A 25,549-nucleotide genomic window follows, 5' to 3' on the forward strand; every position below is an offset into this window, starting at 1 on the left:
TAAAAAAGAATTTGAGATATCGCTTTAACCGCAAGGAGCGATAGAAAGACATATATCCCAATGATTTAGCGTAGCCGTTGTGGTGGTTGAGCAACACCACATAAAGCTTGTTGCTTTATCGCTAAGTCATAGGGGGATACTGGAGGAAGCAAAATGTCTGCATATCTAGAACAATATCAATGGGCGAAACAGCAACCCGAACAGTTTTGGCAACAGCAAGCGCAACAGATTGATTGGTTTGAAGCGCCAAAGACGATCTTAGCTAATGATGAAAATGGCATCGAAAGGTGGTTCCCTGATGGTGTATTAAACACCTGTTGGTTGGCGCTGGATTACCATTGTGAGCAAGGGCGAGGTGAAAATACGGCGCTGATTTATGACTCGCCAGTGACGGGAGCTAAACAAAGTTACACTTACCAAGGAATGCGCGATCAAGTGGCACGAATCGCGGGCATGCTGGCGGAGCAAGGTGTGACAAAAGGGGACCGTGTGGTGATCTATATGCCGATGATCCCAGAAGCGGCGATGGCAATGCTGGCTTGTGCTCGCCTTGGTGCTATTCATTCGGTGGTATTTGGTGGCTTTGCTCCAAATGAATTGGCTGTGCGCATTGAAGATGCTGAGCCAAAAGTCGTGTTAACTGCTTCGTGCGGGATTGAGGTCAATAAAGTGATCCCCTACAAACCGATGGTCGATAAAGCGATCATGGATAGCCGCTGGAAGCCTGAGAAAGTATTTGTGTTGCAGCGTCCTCAGTGCCCAGCTGAATTGACTCAAGAGCGAGATATCGATTGGCAGCAAGCGTTCCAAGCCGCGCTTCCTCACGCTTGTGTCCCTGTGCTTGCGACTGATCCGCTTTATATCCTTTATACCTCAGGCACCACGGGTAAGCCTAAAGGCGTTGTACGTGATAATGGCGGTCATGCCGTTGCGATGAAGTATTCCATGTCTACTATCTACAATATCCCGCAAGATGGTGTTTTCTGGGCAGCGTCGGACGTGGGCTGGGTTGTGGGTCACTCTTATATTGTCTACGCACCACTGATCCATGGTTGCACAACGATTTTGTATGAGGGTAAACCAGTACGCACGCCAGATCCTGGTGCATTTTGGCGAGTGTGCGAAGAGTACCAGGTTGATGCTCTGTTTTCAGCGCCAACGGCATTTCGCGCAATCAAGAAAGAAGATCCCGATGGCGATTGCCTCAAGCAGTACGACTTGTCTTCACTCAAAGCGATCTTTATGGCGGGTGAGCGCCTCGATCCGCCAACATTAGAATGGGTCGAGAGTAAAGCGAACAAGCCGGTGATTGACCACTGGTGGCAAACGGAAACTGGCTGGGCAATTGCGGGTAACCCAACCGGTGTCGAGCTCATGCCAGTTAAAGCAGGTTCGGCAACTAAGCCAATTCCTGGTTATCAGGTTGAAATCCTCAACGAGTTAGGTGAGCCTGTGGCAGCGAATCAACAAGGCTTTGTTGCACTCAAGCGTCCACTGCCACCAAGCTGCCTACCTACGGTATGGCGCAACCACGATCGCTTTGAAACGGGTTATCTCAGCCAGTTCCCAGGTTATTATGTTTCTGGAGACGGTGGCTATTTTGATCAAGAAGGTTACCTATTCATCATGGGGCGCATTGATGACGTAATCAACGTTGCCGGTCACCGTTTATCTACCGGTGAAATGGAAGAGATTGTTGGCGGACACCCTGCAATTGCAGAGTGTGCGGTCGTGGGTATCCATGACGAGCTTAAAGGGCAGCTTCCGCTTGGTTTTGTGGTGCTCAAAGATGGCGTGAGCATTGACTCGTTAGAGCTGGAAGGTGAGTTAGTCAGTAAAGTGCGCGACTCGATTGGCGCAGTAGCCTGCTTTAAGCATGCCTTAGTGGTCGAGCGTCTACCCAAGACCCGTTCCGGTAAGATTTTGCGTCGCACGATTCGCCAAATCGCTGATGGCGAATCCTACACCGTACCATCTACGATTGATGACCCAACCAGCATCAGTGAAATTGAACGCGTGCTGAGAAGTTAGCGCTGAAAAATTGATATGGTTGAAAGAGCAACTCGGTGAGTTGCTCTTTTTGTTTTCTTTTCGCAGCTCAGCTTAATCAAAGGAAATGAAAGATGACATTGATGGTAGAAAGCAGCAAATAAGCGCTAAGAATAGCGTTATCGATTTACTATTTAAAAAATAACAGTTGAAATAATCCATTTTTTGATAGCAAGATTCTTCATCTCACTTTAATAAAATGGTTATCAATACCCATTCTCTCTTATCGGAATAGAATAAAAATTTCACCGTCAATTGCTCACGTTTTTTCTTAAAATGCAATAATTAAATTCTTTTGTTATTAACAAATATTTTACTCATTATGTTTGGTAATTAGCCCAGTATTGTTTGCATGTTGAGCGAATGCACGGCTGGTTGGAAAGTGCTATTTATGAGGGCGTTTGTTTATGTGTATGATTTATATGACGATAGTCAGGTGTCTCTGAAGGGGGTAATGACTATTTTGATTTGTTTTATGAAAGTGTTGCTCAGATCTATTTGTTTTGTTTATGTAAAATAAAATTAAATGGCAGTAAATAAAATATTTTAATCAACACAAGAAAAATGGCTAATGGTAAGAATTGGTTACTTGTTCTAGAAAAATTATTTATTAATTCGATATTTTTCTCTACATTGATCCCACTATTTGTGGCATATTACCTGCGTTATTTACCACCTGGATAGTAAACGCCTTTTCACTAGAAGGGTGGTTTTCAAATTTTATAAATAAAGCACTCTTACATTGGGTGTGTTTTGCCTATTTGGCGATTAACACAATTCCATTTTTAGGGTAACGATCTGCGTTAAGTTGAAATTTTTCAATGGAGATTAAATGAACAACAAACTTAGGATTGCATCTGCAATTTCGCTTGCATTGTGGTTGTCTGGTTGTGACATGTCGTCACATGCGGCATCTCAAGACCAAACACCACCGGCTGTTCCGGTTAATATCATCGAACTGAAAAGCCAACCACAAGCAATTACGATGGAATTGCCTGGTCGCAGCCGAGCGTATATGGAAGCCGAAGTTCGTCCACAGGTAAACGGTATCGTGCTTGCACGTAGCTTTACCGAAGGTGGTTATGTAGAACAAGGTCAATCTCTGTACCAAATTGATGATGCAACTTATGCAGCGGCACTGATTAGTACTAAAGCAGAACTAAAACGCGCTGAAGCAGCGTTAGCATCAACAGGTGCGACGGCGAAGCGTTTTAAAGAGCTGTTGAAAACAAAAGCAATCAGCCAACAAGATTTCGATCAAGCGGAAGCTGCATACCTTGAAGCGAAAGCAAGTGTAGCTGTGGCTAAAGCGGCAATCAATAACGCTGAAATCAGCCTAGCTTACACAAAAGTGCAAGCGCCTATTTCTGGTCAAATTGGAAAATCGAGCGTGACGCCTGGTGCGCTAGTTACGGCTAACCAGCCACAAGCGCTAGCGAAGATTTCTCAACTTGATCCAATCAATGTTGATATCGCGCAATCAAGCACACAAATGCTGCGTTTAAAGCAACGTATTGCAAGTGGTCAGCTACAGCAGCCTGAATCAGCGCAAGTACGTCTGATTCTGGAAGATGGCACGGTTTACCCTCACCAAGGTTCAATGAAGTTTGCTGAAGTAACCGTCAATGAAACCACAGGTGCAGTAACGCTACGTGCAGAGTTCCCGAACCCAGAAGGTATTCTACTTCCTGGTATGTTTGTACGCACAATCATCACGGTTGGTACCGATCCAGCAGCGATTCTAGTGCCACAAAAATCAATTACTCGTAACCCACGTGGTCAAGCTATCGCTATGGTTGTGGATGCAAACAACAAAGTTGAATCTCGCATCGTAACGACTGCGGAAGCAATTGATAACCAATGGCTAATTACTTCTGGTTTGAAAGAAGGCGATAAGATCATTGTGGAAGGATTACAAAAAATCCGTCCAGGAGCTGCGGTTGCTCCGTCACTGATCAGCGATGCTAAAGCAAGCTAATAGGGATTCATAATGGCTCGTTATTTTATCGATCGACCGATCTTTGCATGGGTGATTGCAATCATCATCATGCTTGCAGGTGCGCTGTCGATTTTTGCTCTTCCTGTATCGCAATACCCAACAATTGCGCCACCAACGGTAGTAGTAAGTGCTAACTACCCAGGTGCGTCAGCGAAGACAGTAGAAGACTCAGTAACCCAGGTTATTGAGCAACGTATGACTGGTCTTGACCACTTACGTTACATCAGCTCTGAGAGTGACAGTTTTGGTAACGCATCAATCAAGCTAACGTTTAACGCAGAAGCTGATGTTGATATCGCCCAAGTACAAGTGCAGAACAAACTGCAATTGGCAATGCCTTTGCTACCTCAAGTAGTGCAGGCTCAGGGTGTAAGCGTAAACAAAGCGGGTAGTGGTTTCTTGATGGTTGTCGCCTTCGTATCTGAAGATGGCAGCATGGATAAAGCCGATATCGGGGACTACGTAGCATCTAACATTCAAGACCCGATCAGCCGTGTGGCAGGTGTAGGTGATATTCAGTTGTTCGGTGCTCAGTACGCAATGCGTATTTGGCTCGACCCACTGAAATTGAATCAATACAACCTCACTACTAACGACATAATCAATGCGCTTCGTGAGCAAAACGCTCAGGTTTCTGCAGGTCAGTTGGGTGCTGCGCCATCTGTGCAAGGTCAGCAGCTTAACGCAACGATTTCATCGTCATCGTTACTGCAAACGCCTGAAGAGTTCAGCAACATTGTGCTGAAGTCTGATACTACAGGTGCAAAAGTATTACTAAGCGATGTAGCCAAAGTTGAAAAAGGCGCTGAAAGCTACATGATCGAAGGTCTTTATAATGGTAAAGCCGCGTCAGGTATCGCAATTCAGCTAGCGAGTGGCGCGAACGCACTAGACACTAAAGACGCCGTTCTTGAACGTATGTCTGAGCTGGAAGAGTTCTTCCCACCAGGTCTAGAAATGGTTGTACCATTCGATACTACGCCATTCGTTAGTAGCTCGATTGAAGGTGTGGTGAAGACACTGCTAGAAGCGATCGTACTGGTATTCGTTATCATGTACCTATTCTTGCAGAACTTCCGCGCTACGCTTATCCCGATGATCGCGGTTCCGGTTGTACTGCTAGGTACATTCGGTATCTTGGCGGCAGCAGGCTTCTCAGTAAACATGCTGACGATGTTTGCGATGGTACTCGCCATCGGTCTTCTGGTGGATGACGCCATCGTTGTAGTAGAGAACGTTGAACGTATCATGTCAGAAGAAGGCTGTACGCCGCTTGAAGCGACGCGTAAGTCTATGGACCAGATCACTGGTGCACTGATTGGTATCGGTCTAACGTTATCTGCGGTATTCGTTCCAATGGCATTTATGTCAGGTTCGACCGGTGTTATCTACCGTCAGTTCTCGATCACTATCGTATCTGCGATGGCGCTATCGGTACTGGTGGCGATGATTCTGACACCAGCACTTTGTGCAACTATGCTTAAGCAAGTTGAGAAAGGTCACGCTTACACAGATAAAGGCTTCTTCGGTGCATTTAACCGTTGGTTCGATAGCTGTACTAACCGTTACGAATCAGGTGTAGCGAGCATCATCAAACGTACTGGTCGTATGTTCTTGGTGTTTATCGCGATCACTATCGGTACCGGTTACCTATTCTTGCGCATGCCAACCGCCTTCCTTCCAGATGAAGACCAAGGCGTAATGTTTGCTCAAGCAATTCTGCCAGCAAACTCATCGCAAGAAAGTACGCTGAAAGTGCTGGATAAGATGGAAACCTACCTAAATACCCAAGAAGCAGCCTCTGTAGAATCTGTGTTTACCGTAGCGGGCTTCAGCTTTGCTGGTATGGGTCAAAACATGGGTATGGCGTTCATCAACCTTAAACCATGGGATGAGCGTACCGAGCCAGGTACTGACGTTCAATCTGTAGCGGGTCGCGCAATGGGCGCATTCATGCAGATCAAAGAAGCGATGGTATTTGCGTTTGTACCGCCAGCGGTAATGGAACTGGGTACAGCAGGTGGTTTTGACTTCTACCTACAAGACCGTAGTGGTCATGGTCATGATGCGCTAATTGCCGCTCGTAACCAAATGCTAGGTATGGCAGCGCAAGATCCGAACCTTGTCGGTGTTCGTCCAAATGGTCAAGAAGATGCGCCAATTTACCAATTGCACATCGACCATTCTAAACTGCGTGCGCTTAACCTAAACATTGCTGAAGTAAACTCTGTGTTGGCTTCTGCGTGGGGTGGCTCTTACGTGAACGACTTTATCGACCGTGGTCGTATCAAGAAAGTAATGGTGCAAGGTGAAGATCAATACCGCATGCAACCAGAAGACCTTGATAAGTGGTTCGTACGTAACAGCATGGGTGAGATGGTGCCATTCTCTGCATTCGCAACCGGTTCATGGGAATATGGTCCACCACGTCTAGAGCGTTTCAACGGTCTACCAGCGGTGAACATCCAAGGTGCGCCAATTCCTGGTTACAGTACGGGTGCGGCGATGACCGACATCGAAAACATGGCGGCGAAACTGCCAACGGGCTTTGGTATCGAATGGAACGGTCTATCTTATGAAGAACGTCTATCTGGTAACCAAGCGCCAGCGCTTTACGCTCTATCAATCCTAGTTGTATTCCTAGTATTGGCGGCGCTATACGAGAGCTGGTCAGTGCCTATCGCGGTAATTCTGGTTGTGCCTCTAGGTGTTATCGGTGCCATCATCGCGATGAACGCGCGTGGTCTGCCAAACGACGTATTCTTCCAAGTAGGTCTTCTAACGACTGTTGGTCTAGCGACTAAGAACGCGATCCTAATCGTTGAGTTTGCTAAAGAGTACTACGAGAAAGGTGCAAGCCTACGTGATGCAACACTGCACGCTGTGCGTGTTCGTCTACGTCCGATCCTAATGACATCACTAGCGTTCGGTCTAGGTGTTGTGCCACTAGCAATCAGCTCGGGTGTAGGTTCTGGTGCACAAAACGCTATCGGTACTGGTGTACTAGGTGGCATGGTGGGTTCTACCTTCCTAGGCATCTTCTTTGTACCGCTATTCTTCGTCGTGGTTGAACGCATGTTTAGTAAGCGTGAGCGCGAAGAGTACCGCCAAAGCAAATTGGAAAAAGCTGAAGCGAAATAATCTTTAGCTAACAGCTAAGCAAAAGGGTCGACAGTGTCGACCCTTTTTTATGCGCGCTGTTCCAATCTAAAGTGGTTGATTGGTTTGGATAACGAGCTTACCAAAGTTCTTACCTTCTAGCAGACCGATGAATGCTTGGGGCGCATTTTCCAGCCCTTCTACAAGATGCTCACGGTAGTGAATTTTGCCCTCTGCTAGCCATTTCGACATATCAGCCGCGAACTCGCCGTAGCGGTGTGCGTAGTCATCAAAGATGATAAAGCCTTGCATCTTGATGCGCTTGATCAGCAGTTGCGCCATCAGCATCGACATGCGATCTGGACCGTCAGGTAGCGCGGTGGCGTTGTATTGTGAAATCAAGCCACATAGAGGAATACGCGCGCCAGTGTTGAGTAGTGGTAATACAGCATCAAACACTTTGCCGCCAACGTTCTCATAATAGATATCAATGCCGCTCTCACATGCAGCGGCGAGTTGCTCGACAAAGTCGTCGGCTTTGTGGTCGATACAATGATCAAAGCCAAGTTGTTCAACCGCATAGCGGCATTTCTCTTCGCCGCCAGCTACGCCAATAACGCGACAGCCCTTAAGCTTGCCGATTTGACCCACCATAGAGCCCACAGCGCCCGTTGCAGCAGCAACCACTAATGTGTCACCTTGCTTTGGCTGACCGATATCTAACAGTCCCATATAGGCAGTAAAACCTGGCATACCCATAACGCCCAGCGCGTATGAAGGATGGCTTGGATGCATACCTAGCTTAATTAATCCTTCGCCATTAGAGATGCCGTAGTCCTGCCAACCGGTATAAGCGAGTACCCACTCACCTTTATCAAAGTTGTTATGCTTAGTTTCCACTACCTGACAGACTGTGCCACCAACCATCACCTCGTCAATCGTGACAGGATCGGCGTATGATTTGGCATCATTCATACGTCCGCGCATGTATGGGTCAAGAGAGAGGTAGACACTGCGCAGTAGAATTTCGCCGTCATTTGGGTTTGGCAGCGCGACATTTTCTTGGCGAAAGTTTTCGGCAGTCGGTGCCCCAACCGGGCGAGAGGCGAGGACGATACGGCGATTTACTGGGTCGGTCATGTTGTTCTTCTCCATGTTACTCACTTTAAAAATAGACCAGTCGTCTAGTGTTCGGTGCAAAAAAATCCCGCCAATCAATCTGAGGTTTTGGCGGGAGGGTTTTAAGCTTTTAATAGCTGTTGTGTGGCGATCAAACTTAGCTCAAGGTGGGTTTGATCAGGCATCAGTTTGTTAAGCAGGCTCGCGCCTAACCACTGTTGATACAGCTGGGAAGCAATCTGATTACTGTTTGATACGTCAATAGAGCCATCTTGGATCCCTTGCTCAATACAATTTTCGAGTGCCTGAATGATTTGCGATGCACCTCGCGCGAGTGAGATACGCATTGCATCGGAAAGATCGGAGACTTCGGCGCTTAATTTCACCACCAAGCATTTATTGGCATTGCAGACACCGTTGTTTACTTCTAGCCACATTGAGAAGTAGTTAATTAGGCGTTGGTAAGCGGGCAGTTCAGGGTTGCTGAACAAGACATCAATTCGCTGCAAGTAGCTACGGAAGTACTCTTCGATCAGCGCTTCACCAAATTGCTCTTTGGATTTGAAGTAGTGATAGAAGGAACCTTTAGGTACATCAGCCGCTTTGAGCAGCTCGGATAAGCCGACTGCGGTAAAGCCTTTGTTGACGATAAGCCGATAGCCAACCTCTAAGATATGTTGGCGCGTGTCGTTGGTTTTTGCGTTCATGCCCAATACCATACAATCAATTAGACCAGTCGTCTAGTTTTGTGTTGGCGGCGGCGGAAAGGTAGGTATGAGTTTGGTTTGCGCCTTGACGAAAAACAGCAAGGAATTCATCTTGCGTTTACGGTTTGCAAATATTGATGAAGATCTCTGAATTGAGATTTTATTATGTAAGTTATTGAATAATTTAAGCTGTTCTATTGTTGCTTGGGGGCTTTCATGCTCATATAAGTTTTGCCTAAATTAGGAGCTTTATTTGATGTCTAAAGAAAATGCGGTGCTTAACGAGTTAACCGAACTCAAGTCTAAATTTGACCGAGTGATGGACAAACTGACACTCACGGATATGGATCTTACCGTTATCTCGGCGGAATATGGTCAGTTGAAAAAGTTAGTCAAATCGCGACTTGATGAGCTTCAGCAAGCTGCTGCGATGAATGTTGATGAGCAGAACTATTTGTTGCCAGCATTAAGAGAAGTTCACTTACATTGCGTGGCGAGAGGCAATACGCAAAATCGCCAAACGCTATCTGACTCGCTTGGTGATGCGCAAGATTATTTGAGTCATTACTTGAGCCAAAAACGCTAAGGATGAAAACCATACGCACCCAACTTAGAGCCTTCACTGTAACGGATTATCAGTGTCTAGTTGATTGGATTGATAGCGATGAGCTCAATTACCTTTGGGGTGGTCCTAAATTCTGTTTTCCACTGACTCAACAGCAGTTGGATGAACACTGCGCCAACCCTGACGTTTATGCTTATCTGTTTTGCGTTGATCAAGCCAACGCGGGGTATGTAGAGCTGTATCGAGAATCTCTCAATAGCTTTAAGATCTGCCGCGTATTTATCAGCAAAGAATTTCGTGGTCAGCAGTTATCGCAAGTGATGCTGACACAATTGATGCAAAATGCGCAAAGTGAGTTTAATGCCACTTCATTGTCTCTTGCGGTGTTTAGTCACAATCAAGTGGCAAAACGTTGTTATCAGTCGCTGGGTTTTACTACCACAAAGGTTGAGCAGGGAATATGTCAATTCCAAGGTCAGCAATGGGATCTAGAGATGATGCATAAAGTACTAGATTAAGTGACATTGTCACTTATTGCTCATCTGAGATCCCATTTATAAGCGTGATTTTCGAGTATTGGTTGCCGGCATTATTTGCCAGAATTAGCCATCAGAGTTGTCGTCGAGCAACTGAGGATTATTGAATAGCGATTGCAGGGTATGAATGAACTGACCGACATGCAAACCATCCATCAAACCATGATGCACTTCAAGTGATAGTGGCATACGCCAACCTTCACCTTCTTGGGTTAACTTACCATACGCCATTTTAGGCACACTATCGGGAAAGTTGGTATCTCGTGCATGGCTCATACTGGTGAAATCAACCCATGGCAGAACCGTCAGATGAATGGTGTTTTGCAACATCTCTTGACCAATAAACTGCTCTAAAATGAACGGCGTGTTTTTCACTCTCTGCTCGGTTTCAGTAGCGCTGTGGCAGAAATCCGCGAACTTAGGTTGATAAGGCAGGTCACAAAAACGCACCGTATCATCGTCAGCAAGAATCGCGACGCTAACATGCATCGGTGAGTAGATGCGCACTTCATCCCCAACCAAGCGCGTTGCCATAGGTTCACTCTTATTAAGCGCCTGCTGAGTTAGATAGAGATAAGCATGGAAGAATCGATGTCCGTGCTGCTTACAGTATCGATAAAGCTCACTGACATCGAGGTTGCTACAGATATTGTACCAAGGGTGGCTAAAGCCTTGGTAAAACTTGAAGTGTTCAGCGCGCGCCCATTGAGCGACATCCAGCACTGTATATGCCATGTTTATAATCCTAGTGTATCCCTTTTGCTCCGAGAGCTTAGGAACCGTTTATACGTATTGTTTTAGGGTTTGTTGTAGATGCTCTTTAAGCAAGGTCAATCTGGCGGTATTGCGTAAAGAGGGCAGGTAAATCATGTATAGGCTAACCTCTGGCAATTGATAATCCGCGAGAACTTGAATCAAGCGCCCATCTTTTAGCGCATTATTGACTTGAAAGATAGGTTGCATCGTAATGCCTGCGCCCTCAATCGCTGCGCTCATCATCGCTTGACCGCTATTGATGGTGAGTTTAGAGGATACCTCGGGCTTAAAGTGTTGTTTACCATCAAAAAAGCTCCAGTTATGGTTTAAATAGAGCAAGCTCGATTGTAAACATTGGTGATCGCTTAACTCATCTGGATGGTTTGGTGTGCCGTGCTGCTGCAAATACTCAGGTGAGGCACAGACAATCATCTCAAAGCTTTTTAGTTTGTGGGCGATGAGGTTTTCATAGCCATCCACTTTGTCGCGGAAAATCACTTCAAAGCCATCTTTCTTAATATCAGGCAGGCGATTGTCGACCACCAGATCAATCTCTAACTTTGGGTAGCGCTGCATAAAGCGTGCAAGGCTTGGCGCTAATACTTTGATGCCAACATTCACACCAGTGCAAATCTTAAGCGTGCCACTGGGCTCGTTCATGTTGCGGTAGATGTCTTCTTCTGCGGCTTTGAGCTCAGCTAGGATAGTTAAACAGCGTTGGTAGTAGCGTTCTCCTGCGGCAGTGACCTTTTGAAAACGGGTCGATTTAGCCAGCAGCTTAGTGCCTAGCCCTGCCTCTAAGCCTCGAACATGTTTGCCGACCATTTGTGCGCTAATGCCACGTTCGTCCGCAACGGCGGCAAAGGAGCCAAGTTGTACCGCACGTACAAAAATTTCCATGCTGGTAATTCGATCCATATCGCCTCCATTAAAAACCAAAAGTGGTTTTTAGCCATCTTTATTCGAAACTATTGGTTGTTAGTGTAATCCCTTTGCGTGCATTTATCTCTCGGTTATTTGTGATTAACATCACGTCGAAATCATTCCGATTGTGTTCCAACCCGATTTTAATTTCCCTGCGAGGCTCTGCATTGCTCATTGCTATTCCCCAAGAAATTGCCATTGGAGATATCTATTTGCCACCGTTATTAGTGGCGGGTTTCTTCGGTGTTATTTGTACCTCACTGACTACGCGGCTTCTCAATCGCTTGCGTTGGCATCGCTATGTTGTCAGCCCGCCATTGGTCGAGATGTCGATGGCGATTATTTATACCGTGCTGATTGGTACGTTTGTTTTTCCTAGTTGATTAAGTGAGAGTGAAACAGTGAAGAAGCGAGTTTTTGTAACCGGTTTAATTGTCGTATTGGCGCTAATGGCGATCGGTTGGAAGTATCAGCAGTACATCACCAATCCTTGGACGCGTGATGGGCAAGTACGCGCGCAAATTGTGCAAGTCACCCCACGTGTCACCGGACCATTAGTTGCGATTCATGTGAGCGACAACAGCGAAGTCAAAGCTGGGCAACTGTTGTTCGAAGTCGATCCGCGAACTTATCAAGCGGCGCTTGCCAAAGCACAGGCAAGCCTTGTTCAGGCAGAGACATTATTGAAACGTGCCACGGATGAATCTCATCGCGGGCATTCTCTTGCTCGTAAGCAGCCGGGCTCGATTTCACAACTGATGCTGACACAACAAGCCAATGCGGTTGAGTCGGCTAAAGCGGGTGTGACGGTGGCGAAAGCCGCACTTGAAGAGGCGCAACTGAACTTAAGCTTTACCCAAATTACGGCGCCAGTGGATGGTTACATCACCAACTTGAATCTGCGCGTTGGTAGCCAAGTGGTGGCGAACCAGCCGATGGTTGCTTTGGTGGATAAAAATAGCTTCTGGATTGAAGGCTTTTTCAAAGAGACCGATATCAATGATGTGATTTCTGGTGCGCCAGCCACGGTTACTTTGATGTCCTATCACGGTCAGCCTTTGCAAGCGCAAGTGGACAGCATTGGCTACGGCATTGCACATAAAGATGGCAGTACCGGTGTTTCGCTGCTACCCAATGTTAGCCCGACTTTTCAATGGATTCGACTGGCGCAACGCATTCCTGTGCGCGTACGTTTAGAAACGCTACCTAGCGATATACAGTTGCGTGTTGGCTCAAGTGCCACCATTGTGATTCACAAACACCCTCAGCTCGATTTGGAGTCACTCATCGCTAATCTTGCGGAGTAAGCATGATGGTTGGTCTTCGGTATCGATTGCCGCTCAAAGTGGCTTTAGCACTGACGTTAGCTATCGTCAGTGCGCTTTGGTTAGGTTGGGAGAAGCCGTACTGGGCGGCATTCTCTGTTGTGGTGATGGCGGTGACAGAGTCAACCGGTCACTCACTCAAGAAAGGACGCCAACGTATCGTCGGCACTTTTTTTGGTGTGTTGGTCGCGTTTGTTATGATTGGGCTCTATGCCCAGCAGCCAATCGAATTACTCGTTTGCTATAGCCTGTTTGCCGCGCTTTGTGTTTATCACCAAACTAACCCTCGTAACGGTTACGCTTGGTCTATCGCGATGATGGTCGCTACGTTAGTGATGGTGATGGGCGGCTTCTCTGGCACGCAAACATTCACTGTTGCGGTGTTACGTATTCAAGAAACGATTCTTGGCGTGGTCTGTTTTTCTCTGGTGTTCAGTTTGTTGTGGCCGGCATCAAGCCGCACGCTATTACTGCAAACGCTGCAAAGTTACTTTGATCAGCAAGCAGCATTAGTGGCTGAAATCATCTCAGACTTGGAGCAAACGGGGCATCTACGCCGTGATTACTCGTTAGGTAACAGTATTAAACGCTTAAGTCGTTTAGAAGACTTGATCCATGCGGCGATGGCGGACAGCTATGAGTTAAGCAGTGCAGAGCAAAAATGGCAGCAACTGCTGAAACAGCAAAATCAGTGGACTTTGCTTTGCGGTCATTTGTATGAAGCGACTCGCTTAGTCGATAAGCCATTCAGTCAAACTCAGCAAGATGAAATTAAGCGAGTGCTCGACCATTTGTTGCTGCGTGCTCAGCGAGCATCTACGTTGCTACAAATTCGCCTTGCTCAAGACTCTTGGCTTGAGTATGACCAGTTGGCAGAGAAATTAGATAACCCAGTCGCAGCGAGTATTGATCTACAGCCACAACCTGATGATGCGGGGCATTCTCATGGCGCGCTAAGGGCGATGGAGAAGATCCTCAATCAAATGGACGCTTACCATCATAAAATGCACGCTACCTTGCTGGAGGCGCTGGGTTTTACGCATCATTCATTGGCTACTGAACAAGAAGAGAAAACCCAGTTTCAAGCCAACCTGAGTGCTCAAAAGCGCCCATGGTTGAGTATTGATCCTGAGCGCGCGATTAATGCGCTTAAAGTCTCCATCATGTTGTGGATCTCAATGGCACTGTGGCTCTATGTACCAACACCCGGTGGACCGATGATTGTTCTGTTTGGTGGCGCTTTTGGTGCTGTAGTGCTGTCGATGCCGTTTGCGAGTACTCGCTCATTGCTGTTTTACATGCTCGGTTGGGCGGGCGTTGTGTTGCTGCAATACATCTTCATTTTGCCGCACTTTAGTGAAATCTGGCAGCTAGGAGGCTTTTACTTTATCAACAGCTTTGTGATTTGGTTTGTCTTCAATCAGCCGCAGCAGATTTTCCATCGCTTACTTGGCACGATGAACTTAGTGTTGATGACCAACAGTGCGATGCAACTGACGCCCACTTATGACATTCAATATTCGCTACTGGTGTTAATGCTGTTTACCTTTGGCATGTTGGTGATTTTCTTTGTCAATCATGGGGTGTTTTCAGCCAACCCAGAGCGCGTATTTTTGCGTCAATTAGGGCATTTTCGTCGCAGCTTGCAGGCAAACTTACAAAGTTTATTAACCTCGCAACGTCAACCCTGGGTAACCTTTGTTAGTCCCGTTGCGGTCAAAGCAGTGGCGGGTGCAGAGGCGGCGATTAATGTGATCAATTGGCAGATGTATCCAGAACTGGATAAAGCCGAAGCCGAACAGTTGATCGCTCGAGCCTATAGCTTGTGTTTGCATTATCGCGCATTTGCTGACAGCTATCGTCAATGGCAGCAAAGTAGTTTCCATGCGGGTATCGATAGATTGATTCAACGCTCGATAGCTGAGATGACCAAATTGCTCGATACCAGCATGATTAGCGAAGATAACCGACATCATGCCATTGTGTTACGCCAGTTGCAGCAGCAACTACAGCACTATTTGTATGGCTTTGAGGGGAGCTCTCCGCTGCAAATTGCGTTTAGTCAGCCGCAAGCGGATCAGAGCTATCAGCTATTGGTGTCGATGCAAATCTTGGTTGAATCTTTACAGCAATTGCAGCAAGACACCAGCGTGAAGGACTTTTATCAACTGCGCTTATCGCCGTTTACGATTTAGCCAGTGCTATCTATGGTGAGGACTGTTGATAGGCATCAATCTTGGGTGAGAATTTGTTATTTTGTCATCAATTGTTGTCGAGTTAGTCACAAAAATTCTTTAAGATGCGCTATCAAAATTTGTCGTTAGCCATGGAATTTCACATGTACAAACTGGTTGCCTTAGATATGGATGGCACACTGCTTAACTCGCAAAAAGCCATCACCCCTCGTACCAAGCAAGCCATTCAAGCCGCGCGTGATAAAGGCGTGGTCGTGGTGCTTGCATCCGGCCGACCTCTAGAAGGTATGCTGACCTCATTGTCTGAGCTGGAAATGCACAGCGATCAAGATTACGTGTTGAGCTACAACGCGTCATTGGTACAGCGCGTAGCGAGCAAAGAGGTGATTCGCAAACAAATTCTAACCGGATTGGATGCAAAAAATATCGCCAGCCTCGCTCGTGATTTAGGTACATTTGTGCATGCTTTCTCACCTGAGCGCGGTTTGATCACAGAAGCGGATAATCCGTACACCAAGCACGAATCTGATATCAACGGCGTACCAAGCACCGTGATGGATTTCACTGAGCTTTCTGATGATGAAGAGATCATCAAAGTTATGATGGTGGCAGAAGCATCAATCCTAACGGGTGCGATTGAACAACTACCAGCGGAGCTTTACCAGCAATACACCGTAGTGCAAAGCGCGCCATTCTTCCTTGAAATCATGAATGCCAATAGTAACAAAGGCACTGGCGTTGCCATGCTTGCCGAGCATCTAGGTTTTGATGCAAGTGAAGTGATTTGTATGGGTGATGCAGGTAACGATCACCATATGATTAAGTACGCCGGTCTTGGCGTCGCGATGGGTAACGCAACGGATGATATTAAAGCGTTGGCGAATCATATTACCCTTAGCAACGACGAAGATGGTGTAGCGGTAGTGATTGAAGATTTTATTCTTAATGCTTAATTAAGGTTTGTCTTTGTTGAAGAGGTGGCTGTTCACGGTGGTGAATGGCCATTTTTTTATGTTGGACTCAAACTTTGTCATTCTCTCGCTTTCGCGCACAAGACTCAAACTCTGTCATTCCACGCGAAGGCGGGGAATCTGGCTTTTGTTGATTCGGTAACTTAGTGAGTGGGTATGTCCCGCTTAGTAGTCTGCCGCTTTCTTTCACTTGGTGTAAGCGGTCCAGTTACTCTTTGTCTTTCCAAAGAGTAACCAGAAAGGCGCTTTAGTCTGCTGGTGTGGTCCGGTCGGTTTTAGGCGTTCCCGACGCCGAAAACCTAAAAATGCTGTCCTGCATTTTTACCTAGTGTTGTAGTTGTATCGGCTAGGTCATTTTGGGGTGCTAGACTCAAATTTTATTATTCCCGCGTAGGCGCTTTATCCTAGTTATCGACACTTCATCTCCTATTTCCGGCAATTCGTCGCACAGGAATTTTTGACGCCATAACTTCAATTATTATTACCGCATCAAACGACAACGTTAAATGAAAGGGTAATAAAATGAATCAAGCAATGCACACAACCGAGCAGCAGGAACATGTACTGGCTCAAGTAAAGAAAATCAAAGAGTTTTATTCTCACCTAACTCACTACTTGTCGGTAATATGCCTATTGTTTGTTATTAATTTCGTGGCTGGTACAGAGGATCTTTGGGCAATTTATCCCGCTTTAGGCTGGGGGATCTTTATCGTTTCACATGCGATTAAGGCATTTGAGCCGTTTAATTTCTTGGGTTATGACTGGGAGAAAAAGGAAGTGGAGAAGCGGTTAAATAAGTTAAATAACCGTGATGCTTAGCTTGCTGGATAGGTATGTCCCGCTTAGTAGTGTGTCGCTTTCTTTCGCTTGGTGTAAGCGGTCCAGTTACTCTTTGTCTTACCGTGATGATTTGCTACTCATGCGCTTTTGAACGATAGACTCAAACTTTGTCATTCCACGCGAAGGCGGGGAATCTTGGTTTTTGTTTTTTGATTCGGTGACTTAGTGAGTGGGTATGTCCCGCTTAGTAGTTTGTCGCTCTCTTTTGCTTGGTGTAAGCGGTCCAGTTACTCTTTGCCTTATCGTGATGATTTGCTACTCATGTGCTTCTGAACGATAGACTCAACCTTTGTCATTCCACGCGAAGGCGGGGAATCTTGGTTTTTGTTTTTTTTGATTCGGTGACTTGGTTAGTAGGTATGTCCCGCTTAGTAGTCTGCCGTTTTCTTTCACTTTGCGATAAGCGGTCCAGTTACTCTTTGTCTTACCAAAGAGTAACCAGAAAGGCGCTTTAGTCTGCTGGTGTGGTCCGGTCGGTTTTAGGCGTTCCCGACGCCGAAAACCTAAAAATTCTGTCCTGAATTTTTACCTTGGGCGATGCATATCTTTGGCTGTTTGGAAGGATCTACTGTTTAGTGAATGAATGGCTAATATTGATATATAGTTGTGACTCGGATTTGCCCCATTCTGTTTTAGTTAAACCTATCAATAATGTGAAGTAAGCAATCTAATGGGATACATTTTCTCACCAAGGACGAGGCTGGCTTATGTAATGATCCCACATGTATCGACGGGGGTAACTGCGTTTTTGATTGACATTCTGTTATTCCACTTCTACAGTTGCCGCGATTTATTTCATTTCTAATTTCACTGGAGAGTTTTTGCTAGAGTCCCGAACAATTGCACGTTCATAGTCCAAAGCGACTAGAGAACATTTAAAAAGCCAAATACCCGCCTTCATTATTTGATAGGTGGTAATTCTTTGCAATTGTAAAAAATGGGATTACTCCAGTGAACATATCTAAAAACGATCAACGCGTTTTACACGTACTCGCACTTGGTGGCGAAATTCACTATTGCCGTGAAAAAGGCAAAGTCCTTGAAGTTGTCTGCTATACCCGTGACGGAGCCGTACTGTCTAACTGTACGCTTGATATCTTCAAACGCTTAAAAAGCAAGAAACTCATTAGCTCGAAAAAAGGCCAGCCTTATCGTATTACTCGATTAGGGGCTAATTCAGTTCGATCGCAAATGTTTCAACGCTGTTAAACCAGAGTAATTTCTGACTGCATATCTCGTTTAGATATGTGGAAGTATTCAGAAAAAACGCTGCGCTTTAATGGCTTTGTAAAGAGACGTTTGATAATCGCTGAGAGTTGTCCCAACTTATTCTTGAATATCGGTTCCTGTTTCAATTAAGCCAAGCGCAGTAATCACAAATTAACAACTATTTTGGAGTAAATATCGTAATGATTAAGCTAATTGACCCGCAAGTAAGTAAATCTGACCTAGACAAAGTACATGATTTACTCAATAGATGTTTGAGCAATAGTGAGTCGTTCAAATTTCTAACCACTTCGTTGGTAGAATTTGACACTGCTGACATTGAAGGAATACTAGAAGAACAAATGAACAATGGTGTCGAGTTCTTGGTATATGAGAACGAAGATAATTTCGATGGTTTATTGCTGTGTAAGTCCAGTAAGTGGGAAGGATTCGAGTTATTTCTGTTAGTTGTGGACAGCCATAGTCAAAACAAAGGTATTGGACAGCAGCTTGTTTCACAGTGTATAGAGATGGTGAAGAATACTTCTTATCAATCAGTTGATGCATCAGTATATTCAGACAATAAAAGAATGCTCAGGCTTCTAATTAAAAATGACTTTAGACCGATCGACATTAAATTCCACGTAAGAGCTGACGGGATGGATATGATTAAGCTGAGAAAGTACATATAGGTGCTGTTTTCTCTCTAAATTGATAAAGCCCCGAGCATCGATTCGGGGCTCTTGTATTTCAAACGGTATCTATTTTCGTTAACGTCGTTACGGCTGTAATCAGCTATCGAGAATACGTTGGACATCTATGTGTTGGTAAGTGATCTACTTGAGCAATATTGGACAGTCGTCGAAGCGAGTGAAACTTCCTTTAACACACCTTTGTCCAAAAACGATTCAGTTAACATTGCTACATCATTAAGCAAAAATGCAGGATAGCATTTTTAGGTTTTCGGCGTCGGGAACGCCTAAAACCGGCTGAACAACGCGCGCAATACAAAAGCGCCTTTCTGGTTACTCTTTGGTAAGACAAAGAGTAACTGGACCGCTGACTACAACGGTAAAGAAATCGGCAGTCTAATAAGCGGTACATACAGCAACACTAAGCCAAAAATGATCCATCTCCGATATTTACAAATTCCCCAATAAGATTCTCATTTGCTGAAACTGCAATCTCGAATCATCGAGAACCTTGTGTAACCATGAGTGCGTTTGAAGCAAGGCTCTTCAATAGAATATTAAGTGCGATTAACCGAGAGCCGAATAAAGGAAAAAGGCGATGGATCTTATTGCGATATCAAGTTTCGTTTTTCTCGCAGCACTGCTGGTGATTTCTCCGGGACCCAACGGCGTTTTGATTGTCCGGACAGCAACACTGTATGGCTCGAAGGCTGCCTATTTCAATATATTGGGCTTTCTGGGGGCATTCTATATTCACGGCACCCTTTCCATCTTAGGGATCTCTTTACTGCTAGTGCAGTCGGCGCAGGCTTTCTTGGTGTTTAAGGTGCTGGGTGCTGCCTATCTTTGCTGGATGGGCGTTCAGTCGATTCTTTCTGCAAGGAAAAAACCAATAAATATCGACCCTGATATCAAAGAGAGTAACCGCGAACTCTCGTTTAAAGAAGCATGGCTACAAGGCTTTATCACCAACGTGCTTAACCCTAAAGTGTCGATGTTTTATCTCGCGGTTTTTCCCCAGTTTATTTCTTTAAGTCAAAGCCCTCAAAATGCTTATTTGTTGGTGACCTTACATGCCTGTGTGAACTTTATTTGGTTTGCTGGGGTGATCACTTTGCTGTCTAAAGTTGGGCAAAAAGTGCGTCACGGTAGAGCGAATGGTTGGTTAAAATCTGTTACGGGCGTGGTGTTTGTTGGTTTTGGACTTAAGCTATTATTTCTCAAATCGTTGGTAAGCCAATAGTCGGTTTAGTTAGGAGTTTTTATTTTGAGTGAACAATACAATGACGAAGTATCTAAGCACTATGCCGCTTACCGTCCACCTATCCACCAAATGATCCTTAAATCGCTATTGGACAATAAGCCTAGATTTGAGTTTGGATTAGATATCGGTTGTGGCACTGGTGTGTCAACGCTCGCGCTTAGCCCATATTGCGCCGAGGTGGTCGGTGTTGAACCTAGCGAGGCGATGCTTAACCAGGCGCAAACTATCGTCAATGCACGCTACTTAGTTGGGGATGGGGAAAACATCCCGCTTTCCGATAACACAGCGGATGTGATTACCTTCGCCGGTTCACTTTATTACGCCAAGTCTGATGCGTTAGTTAAAGAACTGCAACGTGTTGGTGCAGACAAGGCTTTAGTCATCGCGTATGACTTCGAGGTGCAACTGGCTAAGTTCATGCAACACTTGGGTATTGAGATTGCGTCAAGCTCATCAGGTTACGATCATGCCATCAACTTTAGTGATTGCGAGCCACTGCAAGAGCTTGCTTGTGAGCAGGGTTGTATTGAGCTTGAATTAGATAGCCAACAACTGGCACATGTACTCTTTTCGTCCTCTACATGCTACCAAAGGTTGGTCGATAAATTTGGCGCTGACGGCGTTTTTGAGTTGGTTGTTGAGCAACTGAATCAGTTGGCAAAGCTGCATTGTGTAGAAGTGCGGACTTATCAATCGATCTATCGTTTGAATTAAGACCAATATGATAAATCAGAGCGGGGTAGGCGATTCCCCGCTCATCTTAATCGTTCTTGATTAGTTGACACAAACGCGATTGCGTCCGGTTCTTTTCGCTAGGTAAAGCGCTTTATCAGCAGAACTGACGGCTGTCTCCATTTTGTCAGAGCTTGCAAAGCTTGCTATGCCAATACTGACGGTAATATTGATCTGCTGATGTTCAATTATCAATGGGGTGTTAGCGACAGCCTGTCTAAGCAATTCACATATCGCTTGTGCTTGATTGTCATCGGTATTTGGCATGAGCAGCATAAACTCTTCCCCCCCTGTTCTTGAAAAGATGGCATCTTCTTGAATCGAGTCTGAGCAAATTTTTGCAAACTGAACCAATACGATATCCCCAATATCATGCCCATAGGTGTCATTGATATTCTTGAAAAAGTCGATATCAAAAATCGCAATGGTACCAACGTGACAGTGATGTTTAATACTATCAAATTTGGATTCAAAGCCTCTTCGATTGAGAAGACCAGTGAGAAAATCGGTATGGGCTTCTTTTTGAAGATTGTGCCTCTGTTTGTCGGCATCCTTATATTTGTTAAAGTAGTTAATTAGCCCAAATATTAATAGTAAAAAGGCTGAGAGCGATAAGAACACGCCAAGGCGAGTGATAAAATCAAAGCTATTTGGAGAGATGCATATATCCCATTTAGTTTCAAAAACATGCAGCTGATCTTTATAAATATTTGTTTTATCCATTGACCCATTAGAGCTGATAACTCGATCTGCATCCAGTGTGCTATCAGGGTTGTAACCAACAATGGTGTAATGTTGAACGTTGAATTCTTTTAGCTTGGCTTCAATTTTCGTAAGTATTGAATCGAGATAAACAACTGAAGAAGTCAGCCCGATAAATCCGTTTTCATCGGAAATACTCTTGCGGAGGATAAATGCAATCTTACCGTTTTGGACTAATTTTAACGGTCCGATAATGGTTGTCTCACTGCTTTCAATCGATTTGTTTGCGCCGCGTTTTCTATTTTGATCTGCCAGAACATTGTGACCGATAGCCAATTTATGTTCTTGATATGGGTAAGCGAATTCGACGATACCATTGGGTAGGTAAAGTAGTCCATCGACATTACTATATGTTTCTAATAGTTTTTTACTTAGTTGATTGAATTTTTGCTGACAAATAGTGCGATCGCCAGAGAGTAGGGTCATCTCTTTTAACACTTCAGAAGTTATCAATGCATCATTGAAAACGGTTTTGATTTCTTTATTTAGCTTACTGATAACTTGTTTAGAGTGCTGTTCATGATTGATGCTAGTTAGCTTGGATGATAGCAATTCAGTACATATTAGCAGTGAGGATAAAATCAAAGTTACTTTCGTAAGTTTCACCACACTAATTGTTCCTGTTAGATACTTGTTATTATTTCTTCCGTACTAATTGTTAAATATCCATATTTATTTAACGCCGTTCACGTTCACTTATGATGGGAAATAAATTCAAACCAAAAACAAACATTGAGTTTGATTAAAGTGTGAAGAGGGTTAGGTAAACGACGTGATTAACGACCTTGCGATGTATTTATGAGCTATTTCTCGCAATATTTGCGAAATTATACGCATATTGAGTAATTGGTCGATGATTATTACCAGTTGTTTTGATTAAAAATTTTTATCGTACTTAAGGGAATGCTTATCGATCGATAGGATTGATCGAGACGATCGATGTTGTTGATTAAAAAAAGTAGTCGATAAGGTAAATTTAAATCCGCTTTTTGCTTAGAGTGATTTTTAATCAATAACTTAAGTATAGATATCAAACGTGGCTATAATTGAAACGATTTGGGAGATGCTCTAAGTACAGGAAGGGGGAGGTGACACTATGAATGACATAATACAAAGCCCAACTCAGTATAAGTTGGGCTTGTGCATGAGTATAAGGTTACGCGCCAATCACGCCGCCATCATCACGGGTGATCATAATTACCGATGAACGTGGAATCGCATTCCCGCCTTGTGGAAAGTGCGAAGGTGCAAGATCTTCACCGGGGTGCTGCACGCCAACAAACATGGTTTTGTAATCTGGAGAGAAGGTTAAGCCGGTGATTTCACATGCAATCGGACCGGTGAGAAAGCGACGGATTTCTCCCGTATTTGGATCGCTGCAAAGCATCTGGTTATTACCCATTCCGGCAAAGTTGCCTTGATTAGAATATTTACCATCAGTTTGAATCCATAAACGACCTGCTTTATCAAAGCCGATGCCATCAGGGCTGTTGAACATATTGTCTTTATTAATGTTGTCGCTACCTGCCATTAAGCTGTTCGGGTGAACTTCAGGGTTGCCCGCTAGGACGTAGATATCCCACTCGAATGTGTCAGCGTTGTGGTTGCCTTGAGCAGGACGCCAGCGAATAATATGACCATATGGGTTTTTCTCGCGAGGGTTAGCCGCGTTGAGTGGCTGAGATTCTTTCGCGCCGCGATGTTTATTATTGGTTAGGGTGCAAAAAACCGATTGGTTGTCTGGATGAACGGCGACCCATTCCGGTCTGTCCATCGTTGTTGCGCCTACTTGTGTCGCGGCGAGGCGAGCAAAGATCAGTATCGATGCCTGGTCAGCAAAGCCATTCTCTGGTGTTAAACCATTTTTACCCCAAGTCAGTTCTAGCCACTCCCCCTGACCTGTTAACTCACCCTCAGCGCCGGTGAATTTCGCCACGTATAGTGTGCCTTCTTCAAGTAAGTCTCGGTTTGAATCCGCCCCTGGGCGATACTTGTTCTTCGAGACAAATTTGTACAGGTGCTCACCACGTTCATCATCGCCTAGATAAACGACAACATGCCCGTCGTCATTGATAGTGAGGGCAGCATTTTCATGCTTGAAACGTCCTAACGCGGTGCGTTTTTTAGGTTTTGAGTTTGGATTCATCGGGTCGATTTCTACCACCCAGCCATGGCGATGTGGTTCATTTGGCTCTTTTGCCATATCGAAGCGCGCTTGATGTCTATACCAGTCGTAGCCGCGATCTTGATTATTTAAGCCATAACGTGCGTAAGTATCCCCTAATTTGGTGCCAGCGGTGTTGGCAAAGTAACCATTGAAGTTTTCTTCGCAGGTGAGGTAGGTACCCCAAGGGGTTTGCCCATTGGCGCAGTTGTTAAAGGTGCCAAGCACTTGTTTACCTGATGGATCGGCTTTGGTCTGCAGATGCTTGTGACCGGCAGCAACACCTGTCAATTCCATTTCAGTGTAGGCTGTCACGCGGCGATTGAGGCGACCGTCTACATTCACCAGCCATTTCCCATCGACTCTCTTGAGCTCAATGATTGAAACGCCATGCGCAGCTTGCGCTTTGCGTGCATCATCGGCGGAGATTTGCTTACCTTGATGAGAGTAAAGGTACTCATTGTTGGTGTACTCATTGTTGACCACAAGTACGGCGCGCTGGTCGGAGATTGGGAAAAAGCTCATGCCATCGTTGTTGTCACCAAATTGCATCTCTTGTGCTTTTGCGTTGTTGCTTTGCGCAAATTCAGGCGCGCCTTTTAGCACCGCGTCACCCCATGAGATCAGTACATCTGCTTTATAACCATCAGGTACGACAACAGTATCAGCGGTAGAGATTGGGATTGGTTCAAAGTTAAGCAAGTTAGGTTGGCTTGAGGTTGTTTTGGCGATGGCTTGGCTAATTGGACTGGCAGCGAAAAAGCCCACAGTGCTGGCGGCTCCAGATAGCTGTAAAAAGCGGCGGCGAGACATGGCTGCATCGACAAACTTATTGAATTCTGGTTCTTGGTCGAGCGGTCGTTGATCAGGGTTTAGCTTTGAATACGTCACAGTGGCTTCCTTTTAGTTTTTTCCATCTACTTAAATGGCTTTTGTTGTCAGCTCAGTATGATGCTAGGCGGATATGACGTTGAGGTTATGTTTTGTTAACAATAATGTTACAACAAAAATCAATGAAATCTGAATCTAACCAGTTCGCCTTTTTGATTTCTGATTCTTGGGTAACAACGTTGATTTACTGTGCTTAATGATATTTTTATTTCACCCAGTACGCGGTTGCCTTATTATGCGCGAAGTAAAATTGAGATTAACTTTGAGGGTTAACAATGAAAAAATACGTAGCTGCATTGGCACTTGTTGCAGCACTTTCAGGTTGTGACGACGCAACTAAAGCGATTGATCAAGCGCAAGAAGCGGCAAACAGTGCAGTGGATAGCCTTCAAGAGAAAATGGATTCGTTTGACCCGAGCAAACTGAATTTAGATCAGTTTGGCGAAGCGACAGAGTCAGCAAAAGAGTTTGCCGCGTCAATTGAAGAAGCAATGAATGCTGATTTTTCAAATCCAGAGATCCTAACGGAAGTTCAAGACAAGATTGCTAACACATATAGCTGTCTGGTTGATGCGACTTCAGAATCGACGGCTGAAAAATTGTTGAATAAAGTACTGGCTGCTATTGGCAGTGAAGATACTCAATCAGTGATCGAAAAAGGCATTGAGAAAGCTAAAGCTGCTCAAGAGTGTGTGATGTAATTCAGGCCTAAGTTTAATCACAATCGATATCCGAGCCCGTGGGTGAAAACCT

Annotated in this window: 21 protein-coding genes; 15 read left to right on the plus strand and 6 right to left on the minus strand. The window is 45.1% G+C overall.

Annotation, left to right across the window (positions count from 1 at the left end; translation table 11 throughout):
• The first annotated feature begins 153 nt into the window (after nucleotides 1–153).
• From GZN30_RS14795 to GZN30_RS14805, 3 genes are all read left to right on the plus strand, one after another.
• The gene (locus GZN30_RS14795; RefSeq protein ID WP_075648048.1) at nucleotides 154–2,031 is read left to right on the plus strand and encodes a propionyl-CoA synthetase; all 1,878 of its coding nucleotides are present in this window, start codon (nucleotides 154–156) and stop codon (nucleotides 2,029–2,031) included.
• A gap of 850 nt (nucleotides 2,032–2,881) precedes the next feature.
• Nucleotides 2,882–4,027 carry an efflux RND transporter periplasmic adaptor subunit gene (locus GZN30_RS14800; protein WP_075652470.1) on the plus strand — a complete coding sequence of 382 codons (1,146 nt, stop codon included), beginning with the start codon at nucleotides 2,882–2,884 and terminating at the stop codon, nucleotides 4,025–4,027.
• Between the two features lie 12 nt (nucleotides 4,028–4,039).
• The gene (locus tag GZN30_RS14805) at nucleotides 4,040–7,189 is read left to right on the plus strand and encodes an efflux RND transporter permease subunit (RefSeq protein WP_075652471.1); all 3,150 of its coding nucleotides are present in this window, start codon (nucleotides 4,040–4,042) and stop codon (nucleotides 7,187–7,189) included.
• A 66-nt stretch (nucleotides 7,190–7,255) separates the two neighbouring features.
• Here the strand turns inward: GZN30_RS14805 and GZN30_RS14810 are convergent, their stop codons facing one another.
• On the minus strand, nucleotides 7,256–8,287 hold the full coding sequence (locus GZN30_RS14810; RefSeq protein WP_075652472.1) for an NADP-dependent oxidoreductase: 1,032 nt from the start codon (nucleotides 8,285–8,287) through the stop codon (nucleotides 7,256–7,258).
• 101 nt (nucleotides 8,288–8,388) lie between these two features.
• A complete protein-coding gene (locus GZN30_RS14815; protein WP_075652473.1) occupies nucleotides 8,389–8,973 on the minus strand; it encodes a TetR/AcrR family transcriptional regulator in 585 nt (194 codons plus the stop codon).
• A 256-nt stretch (nucleotides 8,974–9,229) separates the two neighbouring features.
• Here GZN30_RS14815 and GZN30_RS14820 point away from each other — a divergent pair, with 256 nt between their 5' ends.
• Together GZN30_RS14820 and GZN30_RS14825 are read left to right on the plus strand one after the other, a co-directional pair.
• A complete protein-coding gene (locus GZN30_RS14820) occupies nucleotides 9,230–9,559 on the plus strand; it encodes a hypothetical protein (RefSeq protein WP_075652474.1) in 330 nt (109 codons plus the stop codon).
• A 2-nt stretch (nucleotides 9,560–9,561) separates the two neighbouring features.
• Nucleotides 9,562–10,056 (plus strand): GNAT family N-acetyltransferase, encoded by a 495-nt coding sequence (locus tag GZN30_RS14825; protein WP_075652475.1) that lies wholly within the window; start codon nucleotides 9,562–9,564, stop codon nucleotides 10,054–10,056.
• Between the two features lie 84 nt (nucleotides 10,057–10,140).
• Here GZN30_RS14825 and GZN30_RS14830 read toward each other — a convergent pair whose 3' ends face one another.
• A complete protein-coding gene (locus GZN30_RS14830) occupies nucleotides 10,141–10,809 on the minus strand; it encodes a CatA-like O-acetyltransferase (protein WP_075652476.1) in 669 nt (222 codons plus the stop codon).
• Between the two features lie 48 nt (nucleotides 10,810–10,857).
• A complete protein-coding gene (locus GZN30_RS14835) occupies nucleotides 10,858–11,748 on the minus strand; it encodes a LysR family transcriptional regulator (protein WP_075652477.1) in 891 nt (296 codons plus the stop codon).
• Between the two features lie 101 nt (nucleotides 11,749–11,849).
• Between GZN30_RS14835 and GZN30_RS21455 the strand changes: the two genes are divergently transcribed.
• From GZN30_RS21455 to GZN30_RS14880, 9 genes are all read left to right on the plus strand, one after another.
• Nucleotides 11,850–12,137, plus strand: coding sequence for a DUF1656 domain-containing protein (locus GZN30_RS21455; RefSeq protein WP_269472809.1), 288 nt, complete (start codon nucleotides 11,850–11,852; stop codon nucleotides 12,135–12,137).
• An 18-nt stretch (nucleotides 12,138–12,155) separates the two neighbouring features.
• On the plus strand, nucleotides 12,156–13,061 hold the full coding sequence (locus GZN30_RS14845) for an HlyD family secretion protein (RefSeq protein WP_075652478.1): 906 nt from the start codon (nucleotides 12,156–12,158) through the stop codon (nucleotides 13,059–13,061).
• Nucleotides 13,062–13,063: 2 nt separating this feature from the next.
• A complete protein-coding gene (locus GZN30_RS14850) occupies nucleotides 13,064–15,274 on the plus strand; it encodes an FUSC family protein (RefSeq protein ID WP_075652479.1) in 2,211 nt (736 codons plus the stop codon).
• 143 nt (nucleotides 15,275–15,417) lie between these two features.
• Nucleotides 15,418–16,227 carry a sugar-phosphatase gene (gene yidA / locus GZN30_RS14855; RefSeq protein WP_075652480.1) on the plus strand — a complete coding sequence of 270 codons (810 nt, stop codon included), beginning with the start codon at nucleotides 15,418–15,420 and terminating at the stop codon, nucleotides 16,225–16,227.
• 540 nt (nucleotides 16,228–16,767) lie between these two features.
• Nucleotides 16,768–17,064 carry a 2TM domain-containing protein gene (locus GZN30_RS14860; RefSeq protein WP_232060511.1) on the plus strand — a complete coding sequence of 99 codons (297 nt, stop codon included), beginning with the start codon at nucleotides 16,768–16,770 and terminating at the stop codon, nucleotides 17,062–17,064.
• A 972-nt stretch (nucleotides 17,065–18,036) separates the two neighbouring features.
• Nucleotides 18,037–18,294, plus strand: coding sequence for a YjhX family toxin (locus GZN30_RS14865; RefSeq protein WP_075647633.1), 258 nt, complete (start codon nucleotides 18,037–18,039; stop codon nucleotides 18,292–18,294).
• 200 nt (nucleotides 18,295–18,494) lie between these two features.
• Nucleotides 18,495–18,983 carry a GNAT family N-acetyltransferase gene (locus tag GZN30_RS14870; RefSeq protein WP_075647632.1) on the plus strand — a complete coding sequence of 163 codons (489 nt, stop codon included), beginning with the start codon at nucleotides 18,495–18,497 and terminating at the stop codon, nucleotides 18,981–18,983.
• Between the two features lie 598 nt (nucleotides 18,984–19,581).
• On the plus strand, nucleotides 19,582–20,226 hold the full coding sequence (locus GZN30_RS14875) for a LysE family translocator (RefSeq protein ID WP_075647631.1): 645 nt from the start codon (nucleotides 19,582–19,584) through the stop codon (nucleotides 20,224–20,226).
• A gap of 24 nt (nucleotides 20,227–20,250) precedes the next feature.
• Nucleotides 20,251–20,961, plus strand: a complete 711-nt coding sequence (locus GZN30_RS14880) for a class I SAM-dependent methyltransferase (RefSeq protein ID WP_075647630.1) — start codon at nucleotides 20,251–20,253, stop codon at nucleotides 20,959–20,961.
• A gap of 60 nt (nucleotides 20,962–21,021) precedes the next feature.
• On the opposite strand, the gene GZN30_RS14885 is transcribed toward GZN30_RS14880, so the two are convergent.
• Both GZN30_RS14885 and GZN30_RS14890 read right to left on the minus strand, forming a co-directional pair.
• Entirely contained in the window at nucleotides 21,022–22,350 is a 1,329-nt protein-coding gene (locus GZN30_RS14885) for a sensor domain-containing diguanylate cyclase (protein WP_075647629.1), read from the minus strand.
• Nucleotides 22,351–22,897: 547 nt separating this feature from the next.
• Nucleotides 22,898–24,718, minus strand: coding sequence for a PhoX family protein (locus GZN30_RS14890; RefSeq protein WP_083627116.1), 1,821 nt, complete (start codon nucleotides 24,716–24,718; stop codon nucleotides 22,898–22,900).
• Nucleotides 24,719–25,071: 353 nt separating this feature from the next.
• Here GZN30_RS14890 and GZN30_RS14895 point away from each other — a divergent pair, with 353 nt between their 5' ends.
• Nucleotides 25,072–25,497: a hypothetical protein gene (locus tag GZN30_RS14895; protein ID WP_075647627.1), complete on the plus strand. Its 426-nt coding sequence runs from the start codon at nucleotides 25,072–25,074 to the stop codon at nucleotides 25,495–25,497.
• Nucleotides 25,498–25,549 lie beyond the last annotated feature (52 nt).

The organism is Vibrio ponticus, from assembly GCF_009938225.1.
Lineage (GTDB): Bacteria > Pseudomonadota > Gammaproteobacteria > Enterobacterales > Vibrionaceae > Vibrio > Vibrio ponticus.